This window comes from Colwellia sp. SU-HH00943 (assembly GCF_057546125.1).
The window spans coordinates 892,334-917,066 of sequence record NZ_BAAJLW010000001.1; the positions used below are offsets into that span (position 1 = coordinate 892,334).

A 24,733-nucleotide genomic window follows, 5' to 3' on the forward strand; every position below is an offset into this window, starting at 1 on the left:
CATAGCGATTAGCATCATTTGTTAATCGCGGTTAAAAATTTCCAAGCTCTTGAATAGCTAACTCTAGCGCTTGTGTTAATTCAGGTATCATATGCTGATGTTTTTTATTCACATAGTGATACCCTTCTGAACGCGCAACCTCAAACTTTTGAAAATGACTTTCATCAAAATCAGCCGCATGGCCCACTTGATCTGTTTTCACCACCAAAATATATTGCAAACGCTTTTTAGTGAGCATTTCTATTAATATCTCTTCACCTTTAATCGCATAAGCTGAAGCTTGTTGATTTTGCATTATGCCTGAAGCAATATTATTTCCCGTCAAAACACCAATAACATTATTGGCATCATTCAATGCCGACTTATGACAAACAACATCTTTTGCACAATATAACACCAGCGTACCCTTGGCTAACACCACTGGAACACGTAATACGTTTTGATAGGAATTTTCAATTTCTTTTTCTGCAATTAATAAACCATCAAGCCGTCCAGCGTCCACCATTTCTCTCGCTCTTGCGGCTAAAACTCTTTCAAAGATAACTCGATACCCCAATTGTCGATAAGCAAACAATAAGTGCTTTTCATAAGGCAGAGTAAATCGATCAGATAGCGGAATGGTGATATGAACAGTTTTAATACTCGTCTCTTGAGCATTAACATAGCTAATCAAAGAAATGTTGATGCTAATGAAAAGTAAAAAGTAGTATTTATGTAAATAGCTCATATTTTATTGCTTTGAATCCATTCCAGCTTAATCAAAAATTCGTTTATTTCATTAAAATAGTTTGTCTAAGTTCACAAAAATAAGCACTTGTGCCATAGTTACATTAATCAATGTGGTAATTATAGATTACTAGGAATATACCATGCAAAGTGATATTCAAAAAGTAATTGAAGCTGTATCAAATACTTATGGTGATGACTTTTTCAATGCTATAACTTTGGCACTGCATTCAATCATTAAATCAGATTACACCTTTATCGCATTACTTGATAAAGAAGCATACACATCTAAAACTATCGCTTTAGTTGCCAAAGGTCAGCTCGTCGATAATTTTACTTATTCCCTCGAAGATACCCCTTGTGCTAACGTTGCTGATAACTCTGTTTGTTATTACCCCAAAGGTGTTTGCACCAAATTTCCCAAAGATCAGTTATTAATTGATATGAAAATTGATGGTTATTTAGGCGCTCCTTTGCATGACTCCAAGCAGCATGTCATGGGGTTGATAGTCGCGCTTTACGAACACGAAACTTATAACGATGAAGATGTGATCACTTTATTCAAAATATTTTCTGGTCGTATTGCTGCAGAATTAGAACGTCGAGACTATGAAGCGAGTCTAGAAGAAAAAGTACTAAAGCGTACTTTAGAACTATCGAGTACTGTCGAAAAATTACAACAAGCACAGCAACAACTTGTTGAATCAGAAAAAATGGCGGCTTTAGGCGGCTTAGTTGCCGGCATTGCTCACGAAGTCAATACGCCACTGGGTATAGCCATAACGACACACAGCATAATTACTGACGAGCATAAGCAGCTTACTGACAAAATAGTTAATGCCAACCTTAGTATGAAGGATATGGATCATTATCGCCAAGCGGTGCATGACTCACTGACTATGCAAGGGGAGAATTTAAGACGCGCTAAAGAGTTAATCGAAAACTTCAAAAAAACTGCTGTCGATCAACACCAACTAGAAGTTGAAACCATTAATATTAAAAGTTATTACGCTAAAATTACTTCAACATTAAATTCAATATTAAAAACCAAAAGTGCCTCATTAGAGATTACAGGTGATGAGAATATAACCTTAGCAACCTACCCTGGGGTACATGCGCAAATATTAACAAACTTGATCACCAACAGTGTTCGACATGGCTTTGCTAATAATGAAAACAACAAGATTTTAATCAATATTGTCGCCAAAAAAGATTTAATAGAAGTGTATTATAAAGATAACGGCATTGGCTTATCTGATGAAGCCAAAGAGCATGTATTTGAGCCATTTTTTACTACCGCTAGACAAAGTGGTGGCGTTGGGCTTGGTATGTCGATTGTTTATAACTTAATTACCCAAAAACTCAACGGCAAAATATTTATTGATAAAAATAACGACGGTGCTTGTTTTATTTATCAGTTCAAAGCCAGCCCAGAAAGCCAAAAAGCATAAGCATCGAATAGATTCAAAACAGTAAATCCTCTTTAAAGGTAATTTCCTTTATCTACCTAAACCGCCCTGCTACTCACTCAGCAAAAAAACACTATATATGGTGTTTTTTACCACACGTAAATACCACATATAGGCACCTCTTCACTAAAAGTTGATCTCGATCAACTATTCAAAACCAAAAACTACTATATATTGTGCTTAACAAAAATAAAAAACACCATATATAGGTCAAATCATGAAATTTAACTGCCTTGCTCCTAGCATTGTTTTTCAAGAAGTACCTGGTGAAATAAGCTTATGCTTTAGTATTACCGGCTGCAAAATAGGCTGTAAAGGCTGTCATAGCACAGAGTTATGGCAGGAAAATTATGGTAGCCCTTTAACCAATGCGGTTTTTATCCATTGGCTAAAACAATATCAACACCTCATCAGTTGTGTCGTTTTTTTTGGTGGCGAATGGAACACCAGCGCCTTAATCGACAAGTTACTTATCGCTAAAAATATCGGTTTAAAAACATGCCTCTATTCTGGTGAAAAGCATATCGACATTAATATTTCTCAACATTTAACTTTTCTAAAGACAGGCTCATGGCAAGCTGAATTGGGTGGCCTAGAAAGTCCAATATCGAATCAAATTTTTCGCAACCTTGCGACAGGTGAAAAACTAAACCACTTATTCATAAAAAATCATTCAAATTATTCTTCAAAAGGAGTTAACAATGTTGCCGCTTAGTGAACAACAAATTAATAATAAAAAAGATTTCATCCAGCAATATTTTCTAGCAAAAAATGCTGCTGACGGCTCCAAAATGGATGCTAATGCCAACGTCAGTCATAAAAACATTGCCACCTTAGAAGCCGAGTTAATGAAAGATTGCTTTGTGCAAATTAACCGCGCCTTAGTTCAAGATAAAATTCGCAGCGAATTTGGTGATGAACTGGCTAGTGAGTACATACGACAAATAGAAGCTCATGAAATTTATGTGCACGATGAAACCAGTTTAAAACCCTATTGCACATCAATTAGTATGTATCCTTTTTTACTGGACGGTTTAACTAAACTCGGTGGGGAATCTAAAGCGCCTAAACATCTCGAATCTTTTTGTGGCTCGTTTGTTAATTTAATTTTTGCCATTTCAGCGCAATTTGCGGGTGCAGTAGCCACCGTTGAATTTATTACCTATTTTGACTATTTTGCCCGCCTTGAATACGGAGAAGACTATTTAACCACACACACCAAAGCAATTGAAAACCATCTGCAACATGTAGTTTATGCGATTAATCAACCGGCTGCTGCACGTGGTTACCAAAGTGTCTTTTGGAATATTTCACTGTTTGATCAGCACTATTTCTCAGCCATGTTTGAAGAGTTTGTTTTTCCAGACTTTTCCAAACCTAACTGGCAAACTGTTGACCAGCTCCAACACTTTTTTCTTACTTGGTTAAATAAAGAGCGTGAAAAGTCAGTATTAACTTTTCCTGTCGTCACGGCTGCCATGTTGACAGAAAATGGAGAATGTAAAGATAAAGCCTTTGCATTAAAACTTGCCAAGCAAAAAGCTGAGGGAAATTCATTCTTCATCTATTTATCAGACAGTGCTGATTCCCTTGCTTCCTGTTGCCGTTTACGTAACGAAATTTCTGATAATACTTTTTCTTATACCTTAGGCGCAGGAGGTGTAGCAACCGGATCTATTAACGTCATAACCTTAAATATGAATCGTCTTGTTCAAGACGGCCGTGATTTACAAGACGAGATTGAGAAAATACAAAAATACCAAGTAGCCTACCGACAATTGATGGAAGACTATAAAGCGCAAGGGGCACTATCAGTTTATGACGCCGGTTTTATCTCACTTGATAAACAGTTCCTTACTATTGGTATTAACGGCATGGCAGAAGCCGCAGAGTATTCTGGTATTAATGTTGGCAATAATCAGATTTATAAAGATTTTGTCAGCAGTAAGCTTAAAGTGATTTACCAAGCAAACCAATTGGCGAAAAAAACCTACGGTTATATGTTCAATACTGAATTTGTACCTGCTGAAAATTTAGGGGTGAAAAACGCTAAATGGGATCGTAAAGATGGTTATCATGTTCAACGCGATTGTTATAACTCGTACTTTTATTTAGTAGAGGATGAAAACACCAATCATCTAGATAAATTCATTTTACACGGGCAAGAAATCACGCAATATTTAGATGGCGGCTCAGCGCTGCACTTAAACCTTGATGAATCATTATCTAGTGACGCGTATTTAAAACTCTTTAACGTCGCAGCCAAAACAGGGTGCAATTATTTTTGTATCAACGTAAAAATCACTATTTGTAATTGCTGTGAAGCCATTGATAAACGCACATTAGATCAATGCGCCCATTGTGGTAGTTTAAATATTGATCACGGCACCCGCGTGATTGGCTATTTAAAAAGAGTGACGGCATTTAGTCAGGGCAGACAAAAAGAGCACGCCTTACGTCATTACCATAAACATAATCACACTGGTAATGCGGCTTAAGCGACCATATTACTTAACTATTGAGCTTTGAGGCATTAAGCTATTGGACGAATGTTCTATTGAACTAAGAGTATGGTGACTTTATTCGCCATACTCTTATCATCTAAACGGCCATAGCGCATTATAAAGTCTTGTTTGCCATCATTATTAATATCATGATGGGCAAATAAAGCGCCGTTTTTAGGTAGCTGTAAAGTATGTTTACTTGCTTTACGATTAAAAAGGCGTGAGCCAGGTTGGCCTAGAAAAATGTCCAACTCATCGTCATCAGACGATAACATTAGATCTTGTATTTCATCACCATTCACATCGGCTAACTGCACAATAGGCTGGCCACTTTTTCCTGAAGTTAAACTAAAACTTAATTCCACTTCTTTACTGATAACAGGATCAGCTTTATAAATATCATTGTCATCAAGCGCAAATAACAGCACATTTTGATCTATCCCGCCGGCTAGCAAGGCACCAATAATATTACTGACACTGAGCTCGAACGAAGAAAGCAACACTTCAAACTTATTGTCGTAATTGACATCAATAATTTTTAAGCCAGTTAAGGTACCATCCGCTTCAATTGATGAGTGTGGTTTGTTAGGAAAAACCAAGCGGCCTTTTTCATTAGTTTGACCTAAATAAAACTCATAATTATTTACTCTATCTAATACACCTGAGCTCTGAGTAAAGCGTACAACAACATCAGTTAAGCCGTCACCATTGATATCTTTAATCTCTTCAACAACACGATGCACCAAATTACTCTGATCTAAATTCTGACCATCAGACTCTTTTATTTGCCACCAATTTAAACCATGTATGTCGTCAGCTAAGGCTATCGATGTTAGTTCAGAGGAATACCCTCCTAGAGGAAGTTGACGATAGTAATTCACTTTACCGGTAGATATCCAAGCAACATCTTGTAAACCATCAACATCAAAATCGGCAAAAAATAATTTGGTTGATTTGAAATAAACACTACTTCTTTCTAACTCAGCTTGTGCTGCGATTGGCAGTGAAACAGGGATAAAACCTTGCTGATTTTTGTTAGCAAGCCATAAATTTGTTTGTTGAAAATCCGCTAAAATAATATCGTCGAGTTCATCATTATTAACGTCCTGAATAAAATCTTTTTCTACGATAAAACTAGAGCTTTCAAGTAAAAAAATCGAATTTATATTCTGTTGATGCTGAAAATATAAACCCGACTCAGCTTCTTCTGCATGATTTAAATGACTTTTATAGCTCAGTGAAACGACATGGTTCTTTGATAAAAAATATAAGCCTTCATTATTTTCACCGACATCAAAGGCAAAATAGTTATCTGAAATCGGTAATTTATCTAGTAAGATAAATCGATTGGTTTTTTCATGAAAAACATAAGCAGCTAACCAAATTTGATTGTGTTCATCTTCTCCGATAACCACTAACTCATCGGCAGGAAATTGCTCTGATGAAACAATATCAACAGCAATCACTGGCAAACTAACCTTAAAGGGGGCTGTAATTTCGTAAGTTTGAAAAGTAACTTTAGTGCCAACTAACTTAGCACTACTGGCAAATATTGGTGAGCTTACCGCTGTGAGTAGACATATCAAAAAACACCACAATGACCGATCCCGCATAACTATCCTTTTTTAAATAGACTAAAACTAAGCTTACCTTGTTTTAAATGATAACTAACCACCTGAAATTGTAAGTAGATATTTACATATTAAGTTTTCTTTAATGTAAAGGCATCACTTTGTAAGCACAGCGTCTTGCTCCTTCAACAATGTGTTCTTCTCGTGTAACGGTAGCCACTTCGTTTAATAACGTTTGAAACAAGTGCAATTCACTTCGACAAAAATTTCTGCATTTAGTTGCAGCAGCGCAAATTGGGCAATGATTTTCTAGCAACCAAAAAACATCCCCATCTTGTGTGATTGTAGCCATATACCCTTCATCACTACGAAGTTTTGCTAACATAATAAGCTTTTCTTCAACCCCAAATTTATCTGCTAACGCTAAACGATAGCTACGTAGTGAAGTTTCTTCTCTATTTTCTATCAATTTATCTAAACCGTCGTCACCAAATACCGCAATCACAGAATCAATTAATTGCAACGAGAGTTCATCATGACTGTCAGTAAAATAACTATTACTTTTTTCGGTGAGTGACCAATAGCGTGTTGGCCTTCCGCGCGCGGCTTTTTCATCTTTAAAAGTCACTTCTTCTGATTCTTCTAGTGCCAACATGTGCTGACGAATTCCCATGGTAGTTAAACCCAATGCTGACGCTAACACTTTTGCTGTTGATGGCCCCTGTGTCTTTAACAATTCAATAATTTTATCGTGGGTTTTCATCGTCAATCCTATTAAAAACATTTACCTATACCGCCATTATCACCTAAAACGGCCTTAAGTAAACTTTTTAATTTATTTTATATTGCCTTTATGGTTGACACGATTATATAAATAATTTACTTTACTTAATATTAAATAAACAAAAATATTTACATAATACGTATAGGAATAAGGATAAAAGAATGAAGTTAGTTATTGTCAGTGCCAGTCAAAGGCAAGAATCACAAAGTAAAAAAGTCGCCAACTATTTAGCTGAAACAGCCACAGGCTATAACAGCATTGAACATTTAGAGCTTTGCCAATTTAATTTACCCTTATGGGATGGAAATTATGATAGTAAATATTCACCATCAAGTGACTGGTTAACTATCAGTGAGCACCTACAAAGCGCCGATGCCTTCATCGTTATCACGCCTGAGTGGGGTGGTATGGCTTCACCATTATTAAAAAATTTCTTATTGATGTGCTCAAGTGAAGATACTGCACATAAACCTGTACTCATTACCGCTATTTCTAGTGGTATAAGTGGTGCTTACCCTGTTGCAGAGCTGCGAATGAATGCCTTTAAAAATAATAAGTTAGTGGCTATTCCTGATCACCTTATTATCAGAAATGTCGAAGCGGTTTTAAATCTTCATGAAAATAATGCATCAACGACTGATAAGCGCGATACACAAATACGTCACCGCATAGGCTACAGCCTTCATACATTACACAACTACGCAAAAGCGCTTAAAAGTTTACGCGCAGAGCTAAACCATCTGCCATATGAAAACCAAGCACAATATGCGTATGGCATGTAATTAACATTCAATTTTAGGAGAACAACATGATTACCTTAGAGCATATAAATTTAGTCGTCACTGATATCAAACAATCATTAGCGTTTTACCAAGCAGCTTTTCCACACTGGCATGTTCGAGGCGGTGGCGAAAGTAAATGGTATGGCAAAACGCGCCACTGGCTTCATTTTGGTGATGATTACCAATACATTGCCTTTAATGATAATGGTGAAGGTAATAACCGAGATTTAACAGGACACCAAGTTGGCCTTGCACACTTTGCTTTCGTTACCAGTGATATACAAGGTGTCATAGAACGTTTAACGCATGCTGGTTTTCCAGTTGATAAATACGGACCAGAAGATAACTACCGACGTAATGTTTACTTTATTGATCCAAGTGGTTATGAAGTGGAGTTTGTCCAATATTTTAGTGACGTGCCAGCACAGAGAAATACATACCCATAATAAGGCAATTTGCCAGTGTAGTTCACTTTATCCATTGTGGTTAAATCTTAGCTAAAGACACACTAGCTAGGTCGAGCTCAGCTTAATTTATATCACCTTTACACTAACAGCTAAGCAGATTAAAATTTGTTTAGTTACTTCAATTAGATGAATACTCTCTTCACTACCGCTTAATGGATTTATATGCGTAAATTTTATTACCTGTTATTGCTACTGCTTTTTTCTGGTTGTGCCACGTTAGGTGTTATGGAGTTTGATAAACGCTACGGCATGGCTAATGTCGAAAATCGTTTAAATGCTGACTCCATAACTCAACAGCAAAGCACCCACTTTAGTGAAGAAATTCAACCTATCATTGAAAATCGCTGTGTTGTTTGTCATGGCTGTTACGATGCACCATGCCAGTTGAAACTAGAAAGCCGAGCTGGATTAGAACGTGGTGCAAGTAAAGAAACAGTCTACAATGGTGAGCGCTTACTTACAGCAAAAAATAATAAAAGCTTAAGTGCATTAACCAAGTTAACCCATGACGATTTAACTAATTTTCGCCAAGAAGGTTTTTTCAGTGTGCTAAATGAGCGCCAGCAAAACAGCATAGCAAATAAAAATGCTGGCCTTATGTATCAAATGTTACAGTTAAAACAGCAACATCCATTACCTGAGAGTACATTACTGGATGAAAGCTTCGATGTTTCTTTAAGTCGTGATCAGCAATGCCCCACCATTGAAGAATTTGAGCGATATAAAGCCAAATACCCACTCGCGGGTATGCCGTTTGGGCTACCGGGGTTGTCTGATGAGGAATACACTAACATCACAAGCTGGATAGAAGATGGCGCAAAACTGCCTATTCCTGAGCCAGCAACTGCCAGTGAATTAGCCATTATAGAAAAGTGGGAGGCATGGCTAAACAAAGCCTCAAACAAACAACAACTCGTGTCCCGTTATTTATATGAGCACTTATATCTTGCCAATTTATATTTCGATCAAAACCAAGACCACTATTTTAGGTTAGTACGTTCAAGCACACCTCCGGGTGAAGCTGTGAGCATGATAAATAGTCGCCGTCCTTTCGATAATCCTTTTGAAAATGCATCTTCGGCCAATGAGAGCCCCCAAGTTTATTATCGATTAATGAAGAATAACGACACCATCATTGCCAAGAGACATATGCCCTACCGTTTTGATTTAGCCAAGCTGACTCATTTAGATAAGCTGTTTATGGCACCAAAATATCAAGTGGAACAACTACCCGATTATCAATTAAAAACGGCTTCTAACCCCTTTGTTACCTTTAAAGCATTGCCGGCAAAATCTCGCTACCTGTTTTTACTAGAGCAAGCGCAATTCTCTATCATGAACTTTATTAAAGGACCTGTTTGTCGAGGTCAAATTGCTCTTAATGTCATTGAAGACCATTTCTGGGTAATGTTTGTTAACCCTGATTATTTGGATAAATTCCATAGTGAAGGTTTTATTGATGATAATAGCGAATTACTACAACTACCTGCGGGCACCAGTGACAAAGCCCTATCGCTACTTTATTGGAACTCATATGCAAAACGTCAACAAAATTACCTAAAAAACAAACTGCACTTCTTAAAACAAATAGGCTTCAATCAATATGACATAGATCTAGATTTACTTTGGTCTGGCGATGGCAACCCAAATGCTACACTGACGGTATTCCGCCATTTTGACAGCGCCTCAGTAGAACAAGGCTTCGTGGGCGAAACACCTAAAACGGCTTGGGTCATTTCTTACCCACTGTTAGAGCGTATTCATTATTTATTGGTGGCGGGGTTTGATGTCTATGGCAATGTTAGTCATCAATTGAAGACACGCTTATATATGGACTTTCTCCGTATGGAAGCAGAGAGTAACTTTATTGCTTTTCTGCCCAAAGAAGATCGCCGTAGTATTCATGAATATTGGTATCGAAATACTAGCGACTCCATCAAAGACTATATTTTTTCAGATGACTTTGATCAACTGCCACAAACCAATATTCGTTATAAAACCAAACAGCCACAACAAGAATTTTTACAATTAGTTTCGCAGTATACAAACAACGAAAAAGCTAATCGCTTCAAATTGTCTCAAAGTCAACGTAATTACAAACTGCAACGCTTAACGAATAAAAAAGGGGACAGTGTTGCACTATTACCCCAAGTAAGCTATTTGATGGTTACGGGCAGTCAAGGTGACTCTGTCTACACTCTGATTAATAACAGCGCCCACACCAATGTGGCACACTTGTTTTCTGAAAATGAGCGCCGCATACCTGCTGAAGACACCTTAACTGTGGTTGCGGGCATTATTGGTACCTATCCAAATGCTTTTTTCACCGTCACAGAACAAGAACTCGGCGACTTTGTTAGCGCACTGGAGTTAGTCAAAACAGAGGACGACTATAGTGAATTAAAGGACAGATTCGCCATTCGCCGAACCAGCCCTAACTTCTGGCAGTTTGCCGATAAACTTCATGCTTGGTATCAGAAAAATCAACCTAATTCTGCCGGTTTATTAGACTTTAATCGTTTGGAGAATCGTTGATTCAACGGCTATAACAGCAAGTTTATTACTTCACTTGAGAGAAGGCTGATCTTGATCAAGTAACCGAGTAATTTACTCAGGTATTATTCTGTTAATTATTTTTATACATTATCGGAGATTTATCATGGGTTGTTGTGGCGGATGCGGTGGTGAAAACCATCAAGAGAAAAAAGAGCAAGATCAAGAGCAAGTTGTCGAAAATAAATCAGAACAAGATAAAGAATAATTTTTGAGACTTCCTTAATAAAAAACGCCAAATTTCAATTTGGCGTTTTTTTTCAGTTAACCTTTAATGATTTTGACTTTGGGTGACTAACATACCTTTTAATAAGGAAAACTGCGCAAAATAATAAGTTATCATAATGAAAAAATGGCTATGCTCCATAGGCAAATAAAACTTATCAATACCAATCAAAGAATCCGATAACACAAAACTTATTCCCCCTATGACTAACCAAAGGTTAGATTGTTGACTAATTACGGTTGCCAAGGCCATCAACAATAAAATAATCATATAAGCAACGACGGGGATAAATAACTGTTCCAAGCCATCAACGAACAGCCATAACATTGCAATGCCGAACAAAGCATACAGAGCAAAAACAATTTGATAGTTGAGTTGTTTCAGCTTTTCAAAGCGGGGCTTTAAGGCCATCAAGTAACACAAATGGGCAATAAAAAAAGCAGCTAAACCAAAAATAAACCAATTTTGCCGATCGTAATCAAGAATAAAATCACCGCAAGCAGAAAACATCAAACCTAAGACAAAATATTTACCACTTTGGCTAAAACTAACATATTTAATTGCCAACCCAATCAGTAATAACATAGGCAACAGTTTTACCCCCCAACTCAAGGGATAGGGTTTCATTAAAGTAGAGATGACAAAAATACTGGCAAACAGTAGAAAACTTAAAGAGGCCGTTTTATTGATATTTTCACTCATTATCCGATCATTTCTAGTTGGACAATTATCATGTTTTTACCTGTTAATAATTGCTTATCAGTTAATGCGTTATTTTGCGCAGATATTTTCACTAAATGACCGACAGGTACTGAAGTACTTTTTTGTTCAAAAGTTTCAACAACAATATCATCAGTTAGACTATAACCAAAACAAAGGCTGTTTTTCGATAACTTCACCATAACTTGTTGTGTTTCATCATAGCAATTCACACTAGCTGAAACTTTGCCAGTACGGGTAATAATATTAAAATCTTTGATCGACCCTTTGTTTAACTTACCATAAGTTTTACAACCACCCGAAAAGCTTGCAATACTGAGTAGTTCATCTAATTGATCTATTTTTTTATTATCATGAGTAAGACTCAGACCTGCTCCAGAAATCAACACCAGATTACGATCATAACCATCAAAATTAGAAAAAACACCATCATTAACAACGCTAGCAATACTTAAACGCCAATCAAAATTGTCCAAATCACCATTATCATTAATGGCCAATTCTGTTGTTTCTCCTTGACCATTTTTCCACGGAATAGTGTTGAACTGAGAGGGTTTAATAATTGTGAGCATAATGCAACCTAATAATAATTTTCCTTATTATCAACTTAAGATAACAATACAGGCAAGCTTTTTAAGCTAGGCTAGTGTGAAAGTACATCTCATAATAATTGCTACTTGCTAAATAGCGAATCTCTAAGTTAGAATCCCCTCGCATTTTAGTTAACTTAAAAAATGCAAACTTGTCGGAGTGCCAAAGGCTGAGATCGCGTAAGCGGGATCCGTAATACCTGAACAGATTAGTATCTGCGTAGGGAACAAGAGTAAATAGTTGCTATATAATGCTATTTTCTTCATTACTCACCTTTATTGTTGTCATTCCGCTTCTTTTTTAGTGATTTAAAATAGGTAGCGACCATGAGCGAACAACCCCAAAACAAAGCAAGCAGACGTGAAAAACGCGAAACTGCCCAAGCTTTTTTACAAAACGTATCAGATCAATCTTTCCCAAATTCCAAAAAAATCTATGTAAAAGGTAATATTCACGACATTCAAGTTGGTATGCGTGAAATCACCTTGTCTGACACTTTAGTGGGCGGCAGTAAAGAAAAGCCTATTTATGAGAAAAATGAACCACTTTGTGTTTACGACACGTCTGGCTTTTATACCGATGACAATGTTGAAATTGACGTACACAAAGGTATTCCGCGCTTACGTGAAACATGGATTGATGCCCGAGACGATGTTGACTTCTTAGCGTCAAACACCTCGCAATATGCGCAACAACGTTTAGCCGATGAAGGTATCGACCATATCCGTTTTGAGCATTTACCTAAAGTGCGTAGAGCAAAAAAAGGCAAAAATGTCTCGCAAATGCATTACGCCAAACAAGGTATTATTACCCCAGAAATGGAATACATAGCCATTCGTGAAAACTTAAAACGCCAAGAAGTTAAAGATGAGATTTTACTACAGCAGCACAAAGGTCAATCATTTGGTGCCAGCATTCCTAAGCAAATCACCCCTGAATTTGTGCGAGATGAAGTAGCTCGTGGCCGCGCCATTATTCCAGTAAACATCAATCACCCTGAGTGTGAGCCAATGATTATCGGTCGTAACTTTTTGATAAAAGTAAATGCCAATATTGGTAATTCTGCAGTAACCTCTTCAATTGAAGAAGAAGTTGAAAAATTAGTTTGGTCAGCCAAATGGGGGGCTGACACCGTTATGGATTTATCAACAGGTCGAAATATTCATGAAACACGTGAATGGATTCTACGTAACTCGCCTGTGCCTATTGGTACTGTGCCAATTTATCAAGCATTAGAAAAGGTTAATGGTGTTGCTGAAAATCTAACTTGGGAAATATTTCGCGACACGCTAATAGAACAAGCCGAACAAGGTGTTGATTACTTCACCATTCACGCTGGCGTGTTATTACGTTATGTGCCAATGACGGCTAAACGTGTTACTGGTATTGTCTCGCGTGGTGGTTCTATCATGGCTAAATGGTGTTTAGCGCATCATAAAGAAAACTTTCTATACACGCATTTTGAAGATATTTGTGAAATATTAAAACAATACGATGTTTCATTTTCATTAGGCGATGGCTTGCGCCCAGGCTCAGTTGCCGATGCCAACGATGAAGCACAATTTTCTGAATTACGCACATTAGGCGAGCTTACTAAAATCGCTTGGAAACATGACGTGCAAACCATCATTGAAGGCCCAGGTCACGTACCGCTTCACATGATCAAAGAAAACATGGAAGAGCAATTAGAGCACTGCGGTGAAGCGCCATTTTATACTTTAGGGCCATTAACCACAGATATTGCGCCGGGTTATGATCACATCACTTCAGGCATTGGTGCTGCTAATATTGGTTGGTACGGCTGTGCCATGCTTTGCTATGTAACACCAAAAGAACACTTGGGTTTACCAAACAAAGAAGACGTAAAAGAAGGTTTAATAACTTACAAAATCGCTGCTCATGCAGGCGATTTAGCGAAAGGCCATCCGGGTGCGCAAATTCGCGACAATGCAATGAGTAAAGCGCGTTTTGAGTTTCGTTGGTATGATCAATTTAATATCGGATTAGACCCTGAAACGGCTAAAGCCTACCACGATGAAACTCTGCCGCAAGAGTCAGGCAAAGTGGCACATTTTTGCTCTATGTGTGGACCAAAATTCTGTTCAATGAAAATATCCCAAGAAGTTCGTGACTATGCTGACGATCTTGAAAAAGGGGAAATTAGTATCAAACTCCTTGATGAAACGCTGACATTAAGCTCTTCAGATGCTGCTATCGAACAAGCTATGCAAGAAAAATCTGCCGAGTTTAAAGCCACTGGTAGTGAAATCTACCATACAGCCAAATAGTTACGACGGAACACTGATGAATATTGCCATTATTGGCGCAGGTTTAGTTGGGCGATTACTCGCCCTAGCTTTGCTTCGCAAAGGGGACAAAGTTACCCTGCTCGATAAAGATACTAAACAAGGGCATAACAGTGCGGCTTATGCCGCGGCTGGCTTATTGACGCCATTAGGGGAGTCACTGCATTGTGAAGACAATATTGTTGCCATGGGCTTTGAATCATTACGTTTGTGGCCACAATTACTTGCCAGTTTAGATGAGCACACTATTTTTCAGCAAACTGGCGCAATAATGGTAAGTCACGAGCAAGACAAAGGGGATTACCAACGTTTTGTTCGTCATTTACAAGATAACTATCCACAGCACAGTGCACAGCATTTATGTAGAACGGAGTTGCTGAGGCTTGAGCCAGAAATCGGCCGTAGCTTTAATCAAGGTTTATATTTACCGCAAGAAGGACAACTAGGCAATCGCCGTTTGTTAATTGCCTTACGTAAACAACTTGAAAATGAAGGTAGCAATATCTGTCAGTTTAACTGGTTAAGTGAAGCGAATGTTATTGCTATTGATCACCAAGCAAATAATAGTAAGCTCAGCTACCAACATCTAGGCTCAGTTCATCAACAAACTTTTGATTTAGTGATTGATTGCCGAGGTACAGGTGCCACCACTAAAAACAGTCATAAGTTGTGTAAACCTTTGCATGATTTACGTGCTGTACGTGGTGAGCTTTTTCAACTATTCGCCCCAGAAGTCAACATCTCTCGTCCTGTGAGACTTATGCACCCAAGGTATCAGCTTTATATCGCACCAAAAGGAAAAGGTTTTTATGTGGTTGGTGCTACTGAAATTGAAAGTGATGACAACGCCCCGATGACAGTTCGATCAGCCATGGAGTTATTAAGTGCAGCTTACAGTGTTCACCCTGGTTTTGGCGAAGCAAATATTCGCCAGCATATCAGCCAATGTCGGCCAGCGTTTAATGACAATCAGCCTAAGGTAAGTTGCCAAGGTTCACTTATTCAAGTCAATGGCTTATTCAGGCACGGTTTTTTAGTTGCCCCTGTTGTATTAGAGCAAACACTTGCGTTAATTAGTCAAATAGAAAATGATCACCAACACGCCCTCCCATATCAGCATTTATTACCGATAACTCACCTGAGCAGTGAAGCAAACATAGCAGAGTATATTTCATGAATATTCATATTAATGGTAAGCCATACACATTTACTCAAGTGCAAAAAGTCACGGTTTCAGCAGCTCTTGAACGCTACTTTATTGAGCCTCAAGAAAGCACCTTTGCTGTAGCCTTAAATGGTGATTTTGTTGGTAAAACAGATTATCAGCAAACCCTCTTAAATAATGGTGATAGCTTAGATGTGCTACAACCTATTCAAGGAGGATAATGTCATGTCATTAACAATTTATGGACAACAGCTTGATAGCCGTTTACTGATTGGTAGTGCACTTTATCCTTCGCCTGAAATCATGAAGCAGGCCATTTTAGCCAGTGGCTCACAAGTAGTGACTTTGTCATTAAAAAGGCAGAACCCTAGTGAAAAATCAGGGCAACAGATCTGGCAATATTTACAAGAGGTAGTCAAAACAGTAAACGGACATTTATTGCCAAATACAGCGGGATGTAAAACGGCAAAAGAAGCAGTCACACTCGCTAAAATGAGTCGCGAAATATTTCAAACCAACTGGTTGAAACTAGAAGTTATTGGTGATGACTACAATTTACAGCCTGATCCCATTGAGTTACTCAGTGCCACAGAGCAGTTAATCAAAGACGGTTTTAACGTACTGCCTTATTGCACTGATGACTTAGTGCTGTGCCAACGTTTATATGATTTAGGCTGTGAAGTAATTATGCCTTGGGCTTCACCTATTGGTACAGGTAAAGGCTTGATGAACCCATATAACCTTGAAACCATTCGATTACGCTTACCGCAAGCAACACTTATTTTAGATGCCGGAATAGGTAAGCCTTCAGACGCTTGTTTAGCGATGGAGATGGGCTATGACGGTATTTTACTCAATTCTGCTGTTGCCTTAGCTGATAACCCTGTGCTGATGGCAAAAGCCTTTGGGCAGGCATTACAAGCTGGTGAACAGGCTTACGTTGCAGGTACCATGGAACAAAGGCAAACTGCACACCCAAGTACGCCAACATTAGACACGCCTTTTTGGCACCAAAGTAGCTAACTCAAAATGAAAAAATTACAGCAAAAGCCAATTATTTGGAGCATATCAGGCAGTGATTGCTCAGGGGGTGCTGGTATTGCCGCTGATATAAAAACCGGTCATGCCTTAGGTGTTGAAGTGTGCCATTTAATCACCGCTAATACCGTTCAAAATTCTCAAGAGCTTATTGCCGTAAACGCCATACCGACCGAAGTTTTACAGCAACAAGTTGGAGTATTACAAGATGATAAAACGCCTAAGGTTATCAAAATTGGCTTACTCGCCAATATCGAGCAAGTTAGCTGGTTAGCCACATGCTTGTCAGAGCTAAAGCAATCGAATCCTTTATTAATCTGCGTTTATGATCCTGTTGGTCAAGCCAGTGTTGGTGGCGCATTATCGAATTTAACGATTAATGATCTAACACCACTATTAAAACAGATTGACATTATCACCCCGAATTTTCATGAAGCCCAATCTCTAGCTCAGTTATCAGATACTACTGATGCTAAGATTCTAGCAACTGCAATTCATCAAGCTTTTGCTATTGGCTCTATCATTATTAAAGGCGGGCATAATCAGCAAACAAATGATGAGCAAGAACATGAAGCGACAGTGACTGATCTCTGTTTTCATCAGCTCAATAAATTAAGGCAAGATAGCCAAGACAAAACTCAGAGCAGTATTTGTTATCAACTCAGTTCGCCACACAAAAGCACTCATTATACTCACGGTGGCGGTTGTTGCTTTACTAGCGCCATGGCTGCATTTTTAGCACAAGGTTATTTAGTACGTGATGCGTTTACTTTAACCAAAGCCTTTATCAACCAAGGGCTATCAGCAAGTTCAATATTAAGTGCTAGCAAGCATCATCAGTATTATGGCGCGTTTGAAGTATTATCTTGGCCTAATAACGCGGTACATTTCCCTGATGTTATGAGTAATAATCTATATGAGCAAGGGAAAAACACTGGTTTTCCTTCTTTAGCACTTAGTGAGGAAAAATTAGGTATTTACCCTGTTATTGATTCTCTGTACTGGCTAAAACGTTTATTACCTTTAGGTTTGAAAATCATTCAACTGAGGGTAAAAAATGTTGAGCACGAAGAGCTAGAACAAATTATTAGCGAAGCAGTTACACTAACCAAAAACTCATCTACACGCTTATTTATCAATGACTATTGGCAATTAGCTATCAAACATGGCGCCTACGGAGTGCATATTGGTCAAGAAGATTTAGCTGACGCAGACTTACTGAAAATAAAACAAGCAGGATTGCGATTAGGCATTAGTACACATGGCTGTTATGAGTTTTTGCTGGCTCAGCAGCTACAACCTTCATACTTAGCTGTTGGGGCTATTTTCCCCACTACAACCAAAGACATGACAGGGCAAATTCAAGGCATTGAAAACTTAGAGCATTTATTGACATTACGTGACAAAAATAAGGATAAGCACATCCCTGTCGTCGCCATTGGAGGCATCAATTTATCTAGAGCACCAACCGTATTACAAACGGGTGTAGAAAGTATAGCCGTCGTCACAGCAATAACACAGGCCGAGCAGCCAGAGCTAGCGTTGCAGCAACTTCAACAGCTAGTTAACTAATAACCGCTACCTAGCTGTTTAAATTATATATTATTGCTCAATGGCAATTTTCGTTTGCCATTCGAGCCAATCACTATCAACATCTTGATGAAGGATATACTCAGTTGCTGGCGTAGCGCTTTCCCCCTCTTCTAATTCAGGTGTCGCAAAAGCAACGCCGCCAGCTATTAAAGTTTCAATTGATTCTGAGTCGATATTGATCCCTGAGAAAATCCCCGCTTCAATATTAACACCACTCGTGTTCCAAAACTTACTACCGCTACTGACCAAAGGCGCATATCGCTTAGCAATATTAATGTATACATCAACGGTATCGGCATTAGCAGATAGGTCGACCCCTATCACTTTCCCCACTTTAATTTGACGATAAAGTACAGGATTACCAACTCGCACTGACCCTAAACGCTTTGTGGTTAACTTTAAGTTAAGCCCAAACGGCAGTTGTTTAACCGTAGGGGGTAACTCTAACGCTTCAAATGAGGTTTGCTGTTCATTACTGATTGCGCTAGGCAAAACCCCAATAAAAGCCCCTTCAAAAATTGAAGTCACATGTTTAGAGCCAACCAAGCCAATTTCAGGCTCAATCAACCAAAACTTACTACCTTGTGTTGCATACCTCACCCCTAAGTCATTTAATAACACTAACGCAGTAACACCAACACTGTCATCGTTAAAAATTAACTTAGTCACTGAGCCAATTTCTTGCTCTTGATAAATCACTTTGGTATTTATCTTCAATCCTGAATAGTCATTAAAGTGAATACGAATAGCTAAACCAGCATCTTTCGCGTGTTCAGCATGAGCGAATAATTCAAAATGATCGAGCTCTTTTACTTCAACCTTTGATTTTACTTGGCTGTCTGGGTTATAAAAACTGATACCACCACGCAATATCGCATCAAGTGATTCGGTTTTTACCACCAAGTCACCTAAACCACCACTGATGGTTACACCACTGGCGTTATAAAAACGAGTATCTACATTGACTAGCGATCTATGTTCTTCATCAATAGTAATATTGACATGCACTTTGTCGGTTTGTTTATCTAAAGAAACATTGTCTACTTGACCGACAACAACACCTCGATAACTAACACTGCTACCTGCAGTAGCTACATTGGCACTATCTGTAATCAAGGTTAGCTGTAAGCCTGAAGCGCTAGCATGTTTCGCCGGTGGCGAAGTAAGAAGCACAAAATCAGTTTTAGTCTTGGTATTTTCTTTACCTAGGTTAAAGGTTATATATGCCCCGCCTAATAAAGCATCGGTGTCGGTTGCACCTGATAAACTCAAATTAGGTTTAGCTAACCAAAATTTGGTTCCTTCTCTTAAAATGGTTTCATATTCCGGTAGTATGCCTAGGTATAGCTTGCTTTGCTCACCCTGCACCTCAATATGATGAATAGCGCCAATTTCCACACCGCGGTGTAAAATACGCGTATTAACATTAATTTGTTCTCTTGCTGAGATGACCAAGCTAAAGCTTGTTCGTTGTTTGGCGAGTTTTTCATTAGCGAATAAAGAGAATTTATCACCATTAACCACTACCTTTTCAGACTTTTCTTGTTCGAAGTTAACAAACGAAATACCGCCTGTTAAGATGCTTTGTAAAGACTGTGCTTCTATGTCAACACCTTGCAAATTTGCTTTTATTTTCAAGCCAGAGTTGTTGTAAAAATGACTGGTATTATTGACATAATGTTGAAACTCTTGCTCAACATGAATATGAATTAAATGCTGCTCAGCACCTACGGTTTCAACGGCTTGCACGCTACCGACAATTTGCTGCTTATAGTAAACATTACTGCCCACTTGCAGCGAGTGACGATCATTGGCTTCTATAATTAAGTGTAAGCCAGGCTCTGTATAACGATAGGGCGGCTTACTGTTATAAACCGTAAATTTATTCTGAGGTTCACCCTCTAATGAAGGGCGAATACTGATATAAGTACCTGTTAACAAGGTTTTCGCATTAGAAATTCCTGTCAAATCAATATGCGGAGAGACAATATAAAATTGAGATTGATCAGTTAAATAAGGCACAAGGCGCGGGTTAACTTTTGCTTTCGCGGTGATTTTACGTGTTTTAGGATCAATCTTACTAAAAGACTCTATCGTACCTATAGTTAAACCCTGAAATAAAATAGTTGCGTTTCGATCTATGCCTGAATTCCAATCTAAAGTGAGTTCAACTTCATGTCCCATCTCAGCAGATTGAAAATCAGGATGTAAGGCAAAGGTGTGACCATTTTTTGCTGGTGCTAACTTTTCTTGATAACTCAAAGTATCTACCGCGATACCACCGCCAATAATGGAAGCGATTGAATCAGTATTTACTTTTAAGCCTCCGGCAATAGACGCAGTGACTTGTACACCACTAGTATTCCAAAATAGTGAGTTTTCTTTAACTAAATGCGCATATTCTTGTTCAATAAAAACATTAATATCAATCCCTTGATTATCTTCAATATATTGATAACCCGTTACATGCCCAATAGGGATTTGTTTAAAAGTAATTGGTGAGTTTTCACTGATTGAGCCGAGCACATTGGTTTTCAACGTTAAGTGTAAACCTGGTGTCGACATATCAAGTTGCGGCGCTTCATTAAGCGCAATAAAGTGATCTTGGCTATCACCTTCTTTGGTTCGATCCGGCAAAATATTAATATAGCTTCCCGAAATAAGTGTATCTAGCCCCGAAACACCTTGAAGTGAAATATCTGCACTCACTAACCAGAAAAGGGTATTTTCAGTTAAGTAATCCGAAAATGTTTTTGATATTTCTACTTCTGCAATCACATGTTGTAAGTCATCAGAAGGCTCAACACTTTGAACTAAACCTGCAGTCAATCCTTTATAACGTACTTGAGTTTTTTTCGGCACAATACCCGCACCATTTTCAAACTCAATAGTTACAAAAACGCCTTGTTCTGAGATAACTTTAACCGCTAACCATAAGCCAAACACAAGGGCAATAAACGGCACAAACCAAACAATTGAAATCCCTTGTCTTGGCACAACTTCAACCGAAAAATTTTCTTCTGACGCCTTGTCATTTAATGATTTATCAGTACTCATTCTATTCCTTAAACTAACTCACTTTATCGTGTTTTTTATCCCACAAAATACGAGGGTCAAAACTGTTGGCCGCTATCATGGTAAAAATAACTGTCATTGTGAAAAAATTAATAGCAGGACCTGCTGCTACAGAGGTTACAAAGCCTAATTCCACCACGGCAATTAATAATGCGACAACAAAAACATCTAACATAGACCAAGGGCCTAAAAACTCAAGAATATGGTAAATTTTACTGTGTCTATCAGGCTTTAAACGTACACCTGTATGTGCTTTATACACTAACACAAACAAGCCGAGAATTTTAATTAAAGGTACAATAATACTGGCTGTAAATATAATCGCGGCAATAGGATACAAGCCTTCTGAGATAAATTTACCTATCCCTGACAATATGGTCGATTCATCAGGTACTTCTAACGAATAAATGATCATAATTGGATATAAATTGGCGGGAATAAACGCTAATAAAGCCGCTAAATTCCATGCCAGCGTATATTGTAAACTATTTCGATTACGTTGATAAAAGTGACCATGACAACGAATGCAGCGCATTGGCTCTTCGGTGATTTCATTGACCTTATGACATTTTGGGCAAACGCCAAGCCCCATTTGTTTCGCTGTTTTCATGTATCACCAAAACGTGCTTCTAAGGACTGCCAAATTTCATCTTGGTCTAAGTACTCTACCGCTAAGGTTGAGCAAATCAGCCAACAGATAAAAGCAACCAAACCCAAGTTGACCGACAATTCAGTGTCATCAACGAGCTTATACATAGCAACCACAATACCCAGCATGAAAACATTTAACATCGCCCAATTATCTAGATGATGAAATGCTCTAAAGAATTGTAATAATGACGAGCGCAAGCGTTTATATTTGAAGCTAGCAGCAATGTAAAAAACACCAACTAATCGAACCGTAGGAACAGCTATTGCAAATAGAAACAATAGAATAGCAATCATAAAAAAACCACGGTCTATGAGTGCAAGCACACACTCAATCAACGAAGCATTATCATATTGCCCACCTAACATTACCCCCATCATAGGCAATGTAACCGCTGGAAATAACATAAGTAAACCAGCAATTGACCAATAGAAACTTCTATTTATCCAATCAACTTTGCGCTCAATTAATGTGCTGCCACAGCGAGTGCATTTAGCATTTTGCCCTTGTTTTAATTTAGGACGATCATACAAAGCATCACATTGCATACAAGCAATTAACTGTTGGTCCTTGGTACTAATAGTGAAACCACCTTTCCTTTATTCCTGCTACTTCGTATATATTAGGGTATATAAACAAAAAAAGCAGCGATAAACGCTGCTTTCAATCAAGTTATTTGTAAAAGTTTGTCCGCATTATTTAAGCGAAGACATATACTTAACTAACTCTTCAACATCACTGTCTGATAATCTAATGGCGATATCAGTCATCATGTTATTTTTATCATTATTACGGCTACCATCACGGAAGCTAGCAAGTTGCTTTTTCAAGTAATCGGCATTTTGACCAGCAAGTGCAGGGAAGCCAGCATGTGCCATACCTTTACCTGCTACACCGTGACAAGATACACACGCAGCAATACCTTTTTTCGCATCACCACCAAAGTATAACTTCTGACCCAATTCACTTGCTTCACCTGTACCGGCGGTAGAAGTTTGAACGGCAAAGAAAGCACCTAAATCTTGCATATCTTGCTCAGATAAAGCGGCAACAATTCCTGCCATCAAAGGGTCATTACGAACACCTGATTTAAAATCGGCAAGTTGTTTAGCTATATAACTAGCACTCTGACCAGCAATCTTAGGGTACAAAGGTATTGAACTATTACCATCAGCACCATGACAAGCAATACAGCTCGCTGATTTTTCTTGTCCAGCTTTAACATCTCCCGCATAAATTGCTTTTGCCGTAGTTGAAGTAACAACTTTAACATCACCAGCGGCGGCAGCTACTGGGCTAGCACCACCTTCAGTTGCTGCGGCTGACTCGGTTTGTTCACCAGCACGTTTTTGACTTGAAAAGAAAGCAGCTAAGTCGGCCATATCTTGCTCTGATAAATTAGCCGCCATAGGCGCCATCATCACATCAGTACGATCACCTGTTTTAAAAGCAACTAATTGCTTTACAAGATAAGCGGCGTGTTGGCCGGCTAAGTCAGGGTAAGTTTCAATAGCACTAATACCTGTAGCACCATGACAAGCACTACACACGCCAGCTTTTGCTTTACCTGCTTCGGCATCACCTTCTACAGCAGCCGCTGTACTCATAGCGGTCACGGTTAACAATAGTGAAAGAATAATTTTTTTCATTAAGTTGCTCTCTGCTTGTCAAAAAATAAACTAATTCAATAAATAAGTCGGCATTTTACACTAATATCAGCAATGTGTAACAGCATGAAATAAAAAAATTCACTGAAAACGAGATAATTTCACGCAATTGTGAGTTTTTTTAAATCAATAATAGCGAGAAAACGTTATAATGCGACTTTATTTAATCTATTTACTTACATCGAGCAAAGCCCTTGTCTTCAACAATAGTACATTTAACTAAAGCCACTTTTACCATAAGTGCCCCAGATATTCGTAAACTGCCTTTAGATTCAGGTATTGAAGTTGCCTTTGCTGGCCGTTCAAATGCGGGCAAGTCAAGCGCATTAAATACATTAACTAAACAGAAAAACTTAGCCCGAACCAGTAAAACACCTGGTCGCACTCAATTAATTAACGTTTTTGAAATTGATGAAGATAAACGCTTAATTGATTTACCGGGTTACGGCTTTGCCAAAGTACCACTTGAGATGAAGAAAAAATGGCAAAAAGCACTGGGAGAATACCTAGAAAAACGTGAGAGCTTACAAGGCTTAGTCGTTTTAATGGATATTAGGCACCCTTTAAAAGATTTAGATAAAGATCTTATTGAGTGGGCGGTAGACAGTGAACTGCCCGTTTTAGCACTACTCACTAAAGCTGACAAATTATCTCAAGGTAAACGCAGTGCTGAAGTTCTGAAAGTAAAAAAGGCTTTAGCTCCTCTAAACGGTGACATAAAAGTACAAGCCTTTTCCTCATTAAAAAGAACAGGTGCTGAACAAGCAGAAGCGGTAATTTGTCATTGGTTTGGACAAACTAGTGAAGATGAAGAGCAGTAACCTAAAAACATTAGCGAGTTATTGTC

The 24,733-nt window shown here is 38.3% G+C and carries 21 protein-coding genes, 1 pseudogene and 1 riboswitch; of the genes and pseudogenes, 12 read left to right on the forward strand and 10 right to left on the reverse strand.

Annotated features, from left to right (window positions below):
- Positions 1 to 31 precede the first annotated feature (31 nt).
- Positions 32 to 727, reverse strand: a complete 696-nt coding sequence (locus AC27GZ_RS03865; protein ID WP_487093555.1) for a hypothetical protein — start codon at positions 725 to 727, stop codon at positions 32 to 34.
- Between the two features lie 142 nt (positions 728 to 869).
- Between AC27GZ_RS03865 and AC27GZ_RS03870 the strand changes: the two genes are divergently transcribed.
- The 3 genes from AC27GZ_RS03870 (at position 870) to nrdD (ending at position 4,693) form a co-directional block, all read left to right on the forward strand.
- On the forward strand, positions 870 to 2,177 hold the full coding sequence (locus AC27GZ_RS03870; protein WP_487093556.1) for an ATP-binding protein: 1,308 nt from the start codon (positions 870 to 872) through the stop codon (positions 2,175 to 2,177).
- A gap of 235 nt (positions 2,178 to 2,412) precedes the next feature.
- Positions 2,413 to 2,910 (forward strand): anaerobic ribonucleoside-triphosphate reductase activating protein, encoded by a 498-nt coding sequence (nrdG, locus tag AC27GZ_RS03875; RefSeq protein ID WP_487093557.1) that lies wholly within the window; start codon positions 2,413 to 2,415, stop codon positions 2,908 to 2,910.
- Positions 2,897 to 4,693 (forward strand): anaerobic ribonucleoside-triphosphate reductase, encoded by a 1,797-nt coding sequence (nrdD, locus tag AC27GZ_RS03880; RefSeq protein ID WP_487093558.1) that lies wholly within the window; start codon positions 2,897 to 2,899, stop codon positions 4,691 to 4,693. Before nrdG ends, nrdD begins: the two co-directional genes overlap by 14 nt.
- A 56-nt stretch (positions 4,694 to 4,749) precedes the next feature.
- Here the strand turns inward: nrdD and AC27GZ_RS03885 are convergent, their stop codons facing one another.
- Positions 4,750 to 6,312, reverse strand: a complete 1,563-nt coding sequence (locus AC27GZ_RS03885; protein ID WP_487093559.1) for an FG-GAP repeat domain-containing protein — start codon at positions 6,310 to 6,312, stop codon at positions 4,750 to 4,752.
- A gap of 100 nt (positions 6,313 to 6,412) precedes the next feature.
- Complete coding sequence (locus tag AC27GZ_RS03890) at positions 6,413 to 7,033, reverse strand: helix-turn-helix transcriptional regulator (protein ID WP_487093560.1); 621 nt, start codon at positions 7,031 to 7,033, stop codon at positions 6,413 to 6,415.
- Positions 7,034 to 7,215: 182 nt separating this feature from the next.
- Here AC27GZ_RS03890 and AC27GZ_RS03895 point away from each other — a divergent pair, with 182 nt between their 5' ends.
- From AC27GZ_RS03895 to AC27GZ_RS03905, 3 genes are all read left to right on the forward strand, one after another.
- A complete protein-coding gene (locus tag AC27GZ_RS03895; RefSeq protein WP_487093561.1) occupies positions 7,216 to 7,836 on the forward strand; it encodes an NADPH-dependent FMN reductase in 621 nt (206 codons plus the stop codon).
- A gap of 26 nt (positions 7,837 to 7,862) precedes the next feature.
- Positions 7,863 to 8,282 carry a VOC family protein gene (locus AC27GZ_RS03900; protein WP_487093562.1) on the forward strand — a complete coding sequence of 140 codons (420 nt, stop codon included), beginning with the start codon at positions 7,863 to 7,865 and terminating at the stop codon, positions 8,280 to 8,282.
- 183 nt (positions 8,283 to 8,465) lie between these two features.
- Positions 8,466 to 10,838 carry a fatty acid cis/trans isomerase gene (locus AC27GZ_RS03905; RefSeq protein WP_487093563.1) on the forward strand — a complete coding sequence of 791 codons (2,373 nt, stop codon included), beginning with the start codon at positions 8,466 to 8,468 and terminating at the stop codon, positions 10,836 to 10,838.
- A gap of 289 nt (positions 10,839 to 11,127) precedes the next feature.
- Here the strand turns inward: AC27GZ_RS03905 and AC27GZ_RS03910 are convergent, their stop codons facing one another.
- Positions 11,128 to 11,784 carry a lysoplasmalogenase gene (locus AC27GZ_RS03910; RefSeq protein ID WP_487093564.1) on the reverse strand — a complete coding sequence of 219 codons (657 nt, stop codon included), beginning with the start codon at positions 11,782 to 11,784 and terminating at the stop codon, positions 11,128 to 11,130.
- Positions 11,784 to 12,374 carry a HutD/Ves family protein gene (locus tag AC27GZ_RS03915; RefSeq protein WP_487093565.1) on the reverse strand — a complete coding sequence of 197 codons (591 nt, stop codon included), beginning with the start codon at positions 12,372 to 12,374 and terminating at the stop codon, positions 11,784 to 11,786. Before AC27GZ_RS03915 ends, AC27GZ_RS03910 begins: the two co-directional genes overlap by 1 nt.
- Positions 12,375 to 12,538: 164 nt before the next feature.
- Positions 12,539 to 12,636, forward strand: a riboswitch (TPP riboswitch).
- Positions 12,637 to 12,719: 83 nt separating this feature from the next.
- Here AC27GZ_RS03915 and thiC point away from each other — a divergent pair.
- The 5 genes from thiC to thiE are packed head-to-tail and all read left to right on the forward strand — an operon-like array spanning position 12,720 to position 18,474.
- Complete coding sequence (thiC, locus tag AC27GZ_RS03920; RefSeq protein WP_487093566.1) at positions 12,720 to 14,681, forward strand: phosphomethylpyrimidine synthase ThiC; 1,962 nt, start codon at positions 12,720 to 12,722, stop codon at positions 14,679 to 14,681.
- The gene (gene thiO, locus AC27GZ_RS03925; RefSeq protein WP_487093567.1) at positions 14,656 to 15,876 is read left to right on the forward strand and encodes a glycine oxidase ThiO; all 1,221 of its coding nucleotides are present in this window, start codon (positions 14,656 to 14,658) and stop codon (positions 15,874 to 15,876) included. Before thiC ends, thiO begins: the two co-directional genes overlap by 26 nt.
- Complete coding sequence (gene thiS, locus AC27GZ_RS03930; protein WP_487093568.1) at positions 15,873 to 16,085, forward strand: sulfur carrier protein ThiS; 213 nt, start codon at positions 15,873 to 15,875, stop codon at positions 16,083 to 16,085. The genes thiO and thiS overlap by 4 nt, the downstream gene beginning before the upstream one ends.
- A gap of 4 nt (positions 16,086 to 16,089) precedes the next feature.
- Entirely contained in the window at positions 16,090 to 16,887 is a 798-nt protein-coding gene (locus AC27GZ_RS03935) for a thiazole synthase (RefSeq protein WP_487093569.1), read from the forward strand.
- Between the two features lie 6 nt (positions 16,888 to 16,893).
- Positions 16,894 to 18,474 carry a thiamine phosphate synthase gene (gene thiE, locus AC27GZ_RS03940; protein ID WP_487093570.1) on the forward strand — a complete coding sequence of 527 codons (1,581 nt, stop codon included), beginning with the start codon at positions 16,894 to 16,896 and terminating at the stop codon, positions 18,472 to 18,474.
- A 30-nt stretch (positions 18,475 to 18,504) separates the two neighbouring features.
- Here the strand turns inward: thiE and AC27GZ_RS03945 are convergent, their stop codons facing one another.
- The 5 genes and pseudogenes from AC27GZ_RS03945 to AC27GZ_RS03965 all read right to left on the reverse strand — a co-directional run.
- Positions 18,505 to 21,552, reverse strand: coding sequence for a PqiB family protein (locus tag AC27GZ_RS03945; protein WP_487093571.1), 3,048 nt, complete (start codon positions 21,550 to 21,552; stop codon positions 18,505 to 18,507).
- Positions 21,553 to 21,565: 13 nt separating this feature from the next.
- Positions 21,566 to 22,180, reverse strand: coding sequence for a paraquat-inducible protein A (locus AC27GZ_RS03950; protein WP_487093572.1), 615 nt, complete (start codon positions 22,178 to 22,180; stop codon positions 21,566 to 21,568).
- A complete protein-coding gene (locus tag AC27GZ_RS03955) occupies positions 22,177 to 22,767 on the reverse strand; it encodes a paraquat-inducible protein A (RefSeq protein ID WP_487093573.1) in 591 nt (196 codons plus the stop codon). The genes AC27GZ_RS03950 and AC27GZ_RS03955 overlap by 4 nt, the downstream gene beginning before the upstream one ends.
- Positions 22,768 to 22,914: 147 nt before the next feature.
- Positions 22,915 to 23,457, reverse strand: coding sequence for a c-type cytochrome (locus AC27GZ_RS03960; protein WP_487093832.1), 543 nt, complete (start codon positions 23,455 to 23,457; stop codon positions 22,915 to 22,917).
- 126 nt (positions 23,458 to 23,583) lie between these two features.
- Positions 23,584 to 23,868: pseudogene (locus AC27GZ_RS03965) on the reverse strand (c-type cytochrome); the annotation flags it as partial.
- A gap of 212 nt (positions 23,869 to 24,080) precedes the next feature.
- Here AC27GZ_RS03965 and yihA point away from each other — a divergent pair.
- Positions 24,081 to 24,707, forward strand: coding sequence for a ribosome biogenesis GTP-binding protein YihA/YsxC (gene yihA, locus AC27GZ_RS03970; protein ID WP_487093574.1), 627 nt, complete (start codon positions 24,081 to 24,083; stop codon positions 24,705 to 24,707).
- The last annotated feature ends 26 nt before the right edge of the window (positions 24,708 to 24,733 follow it).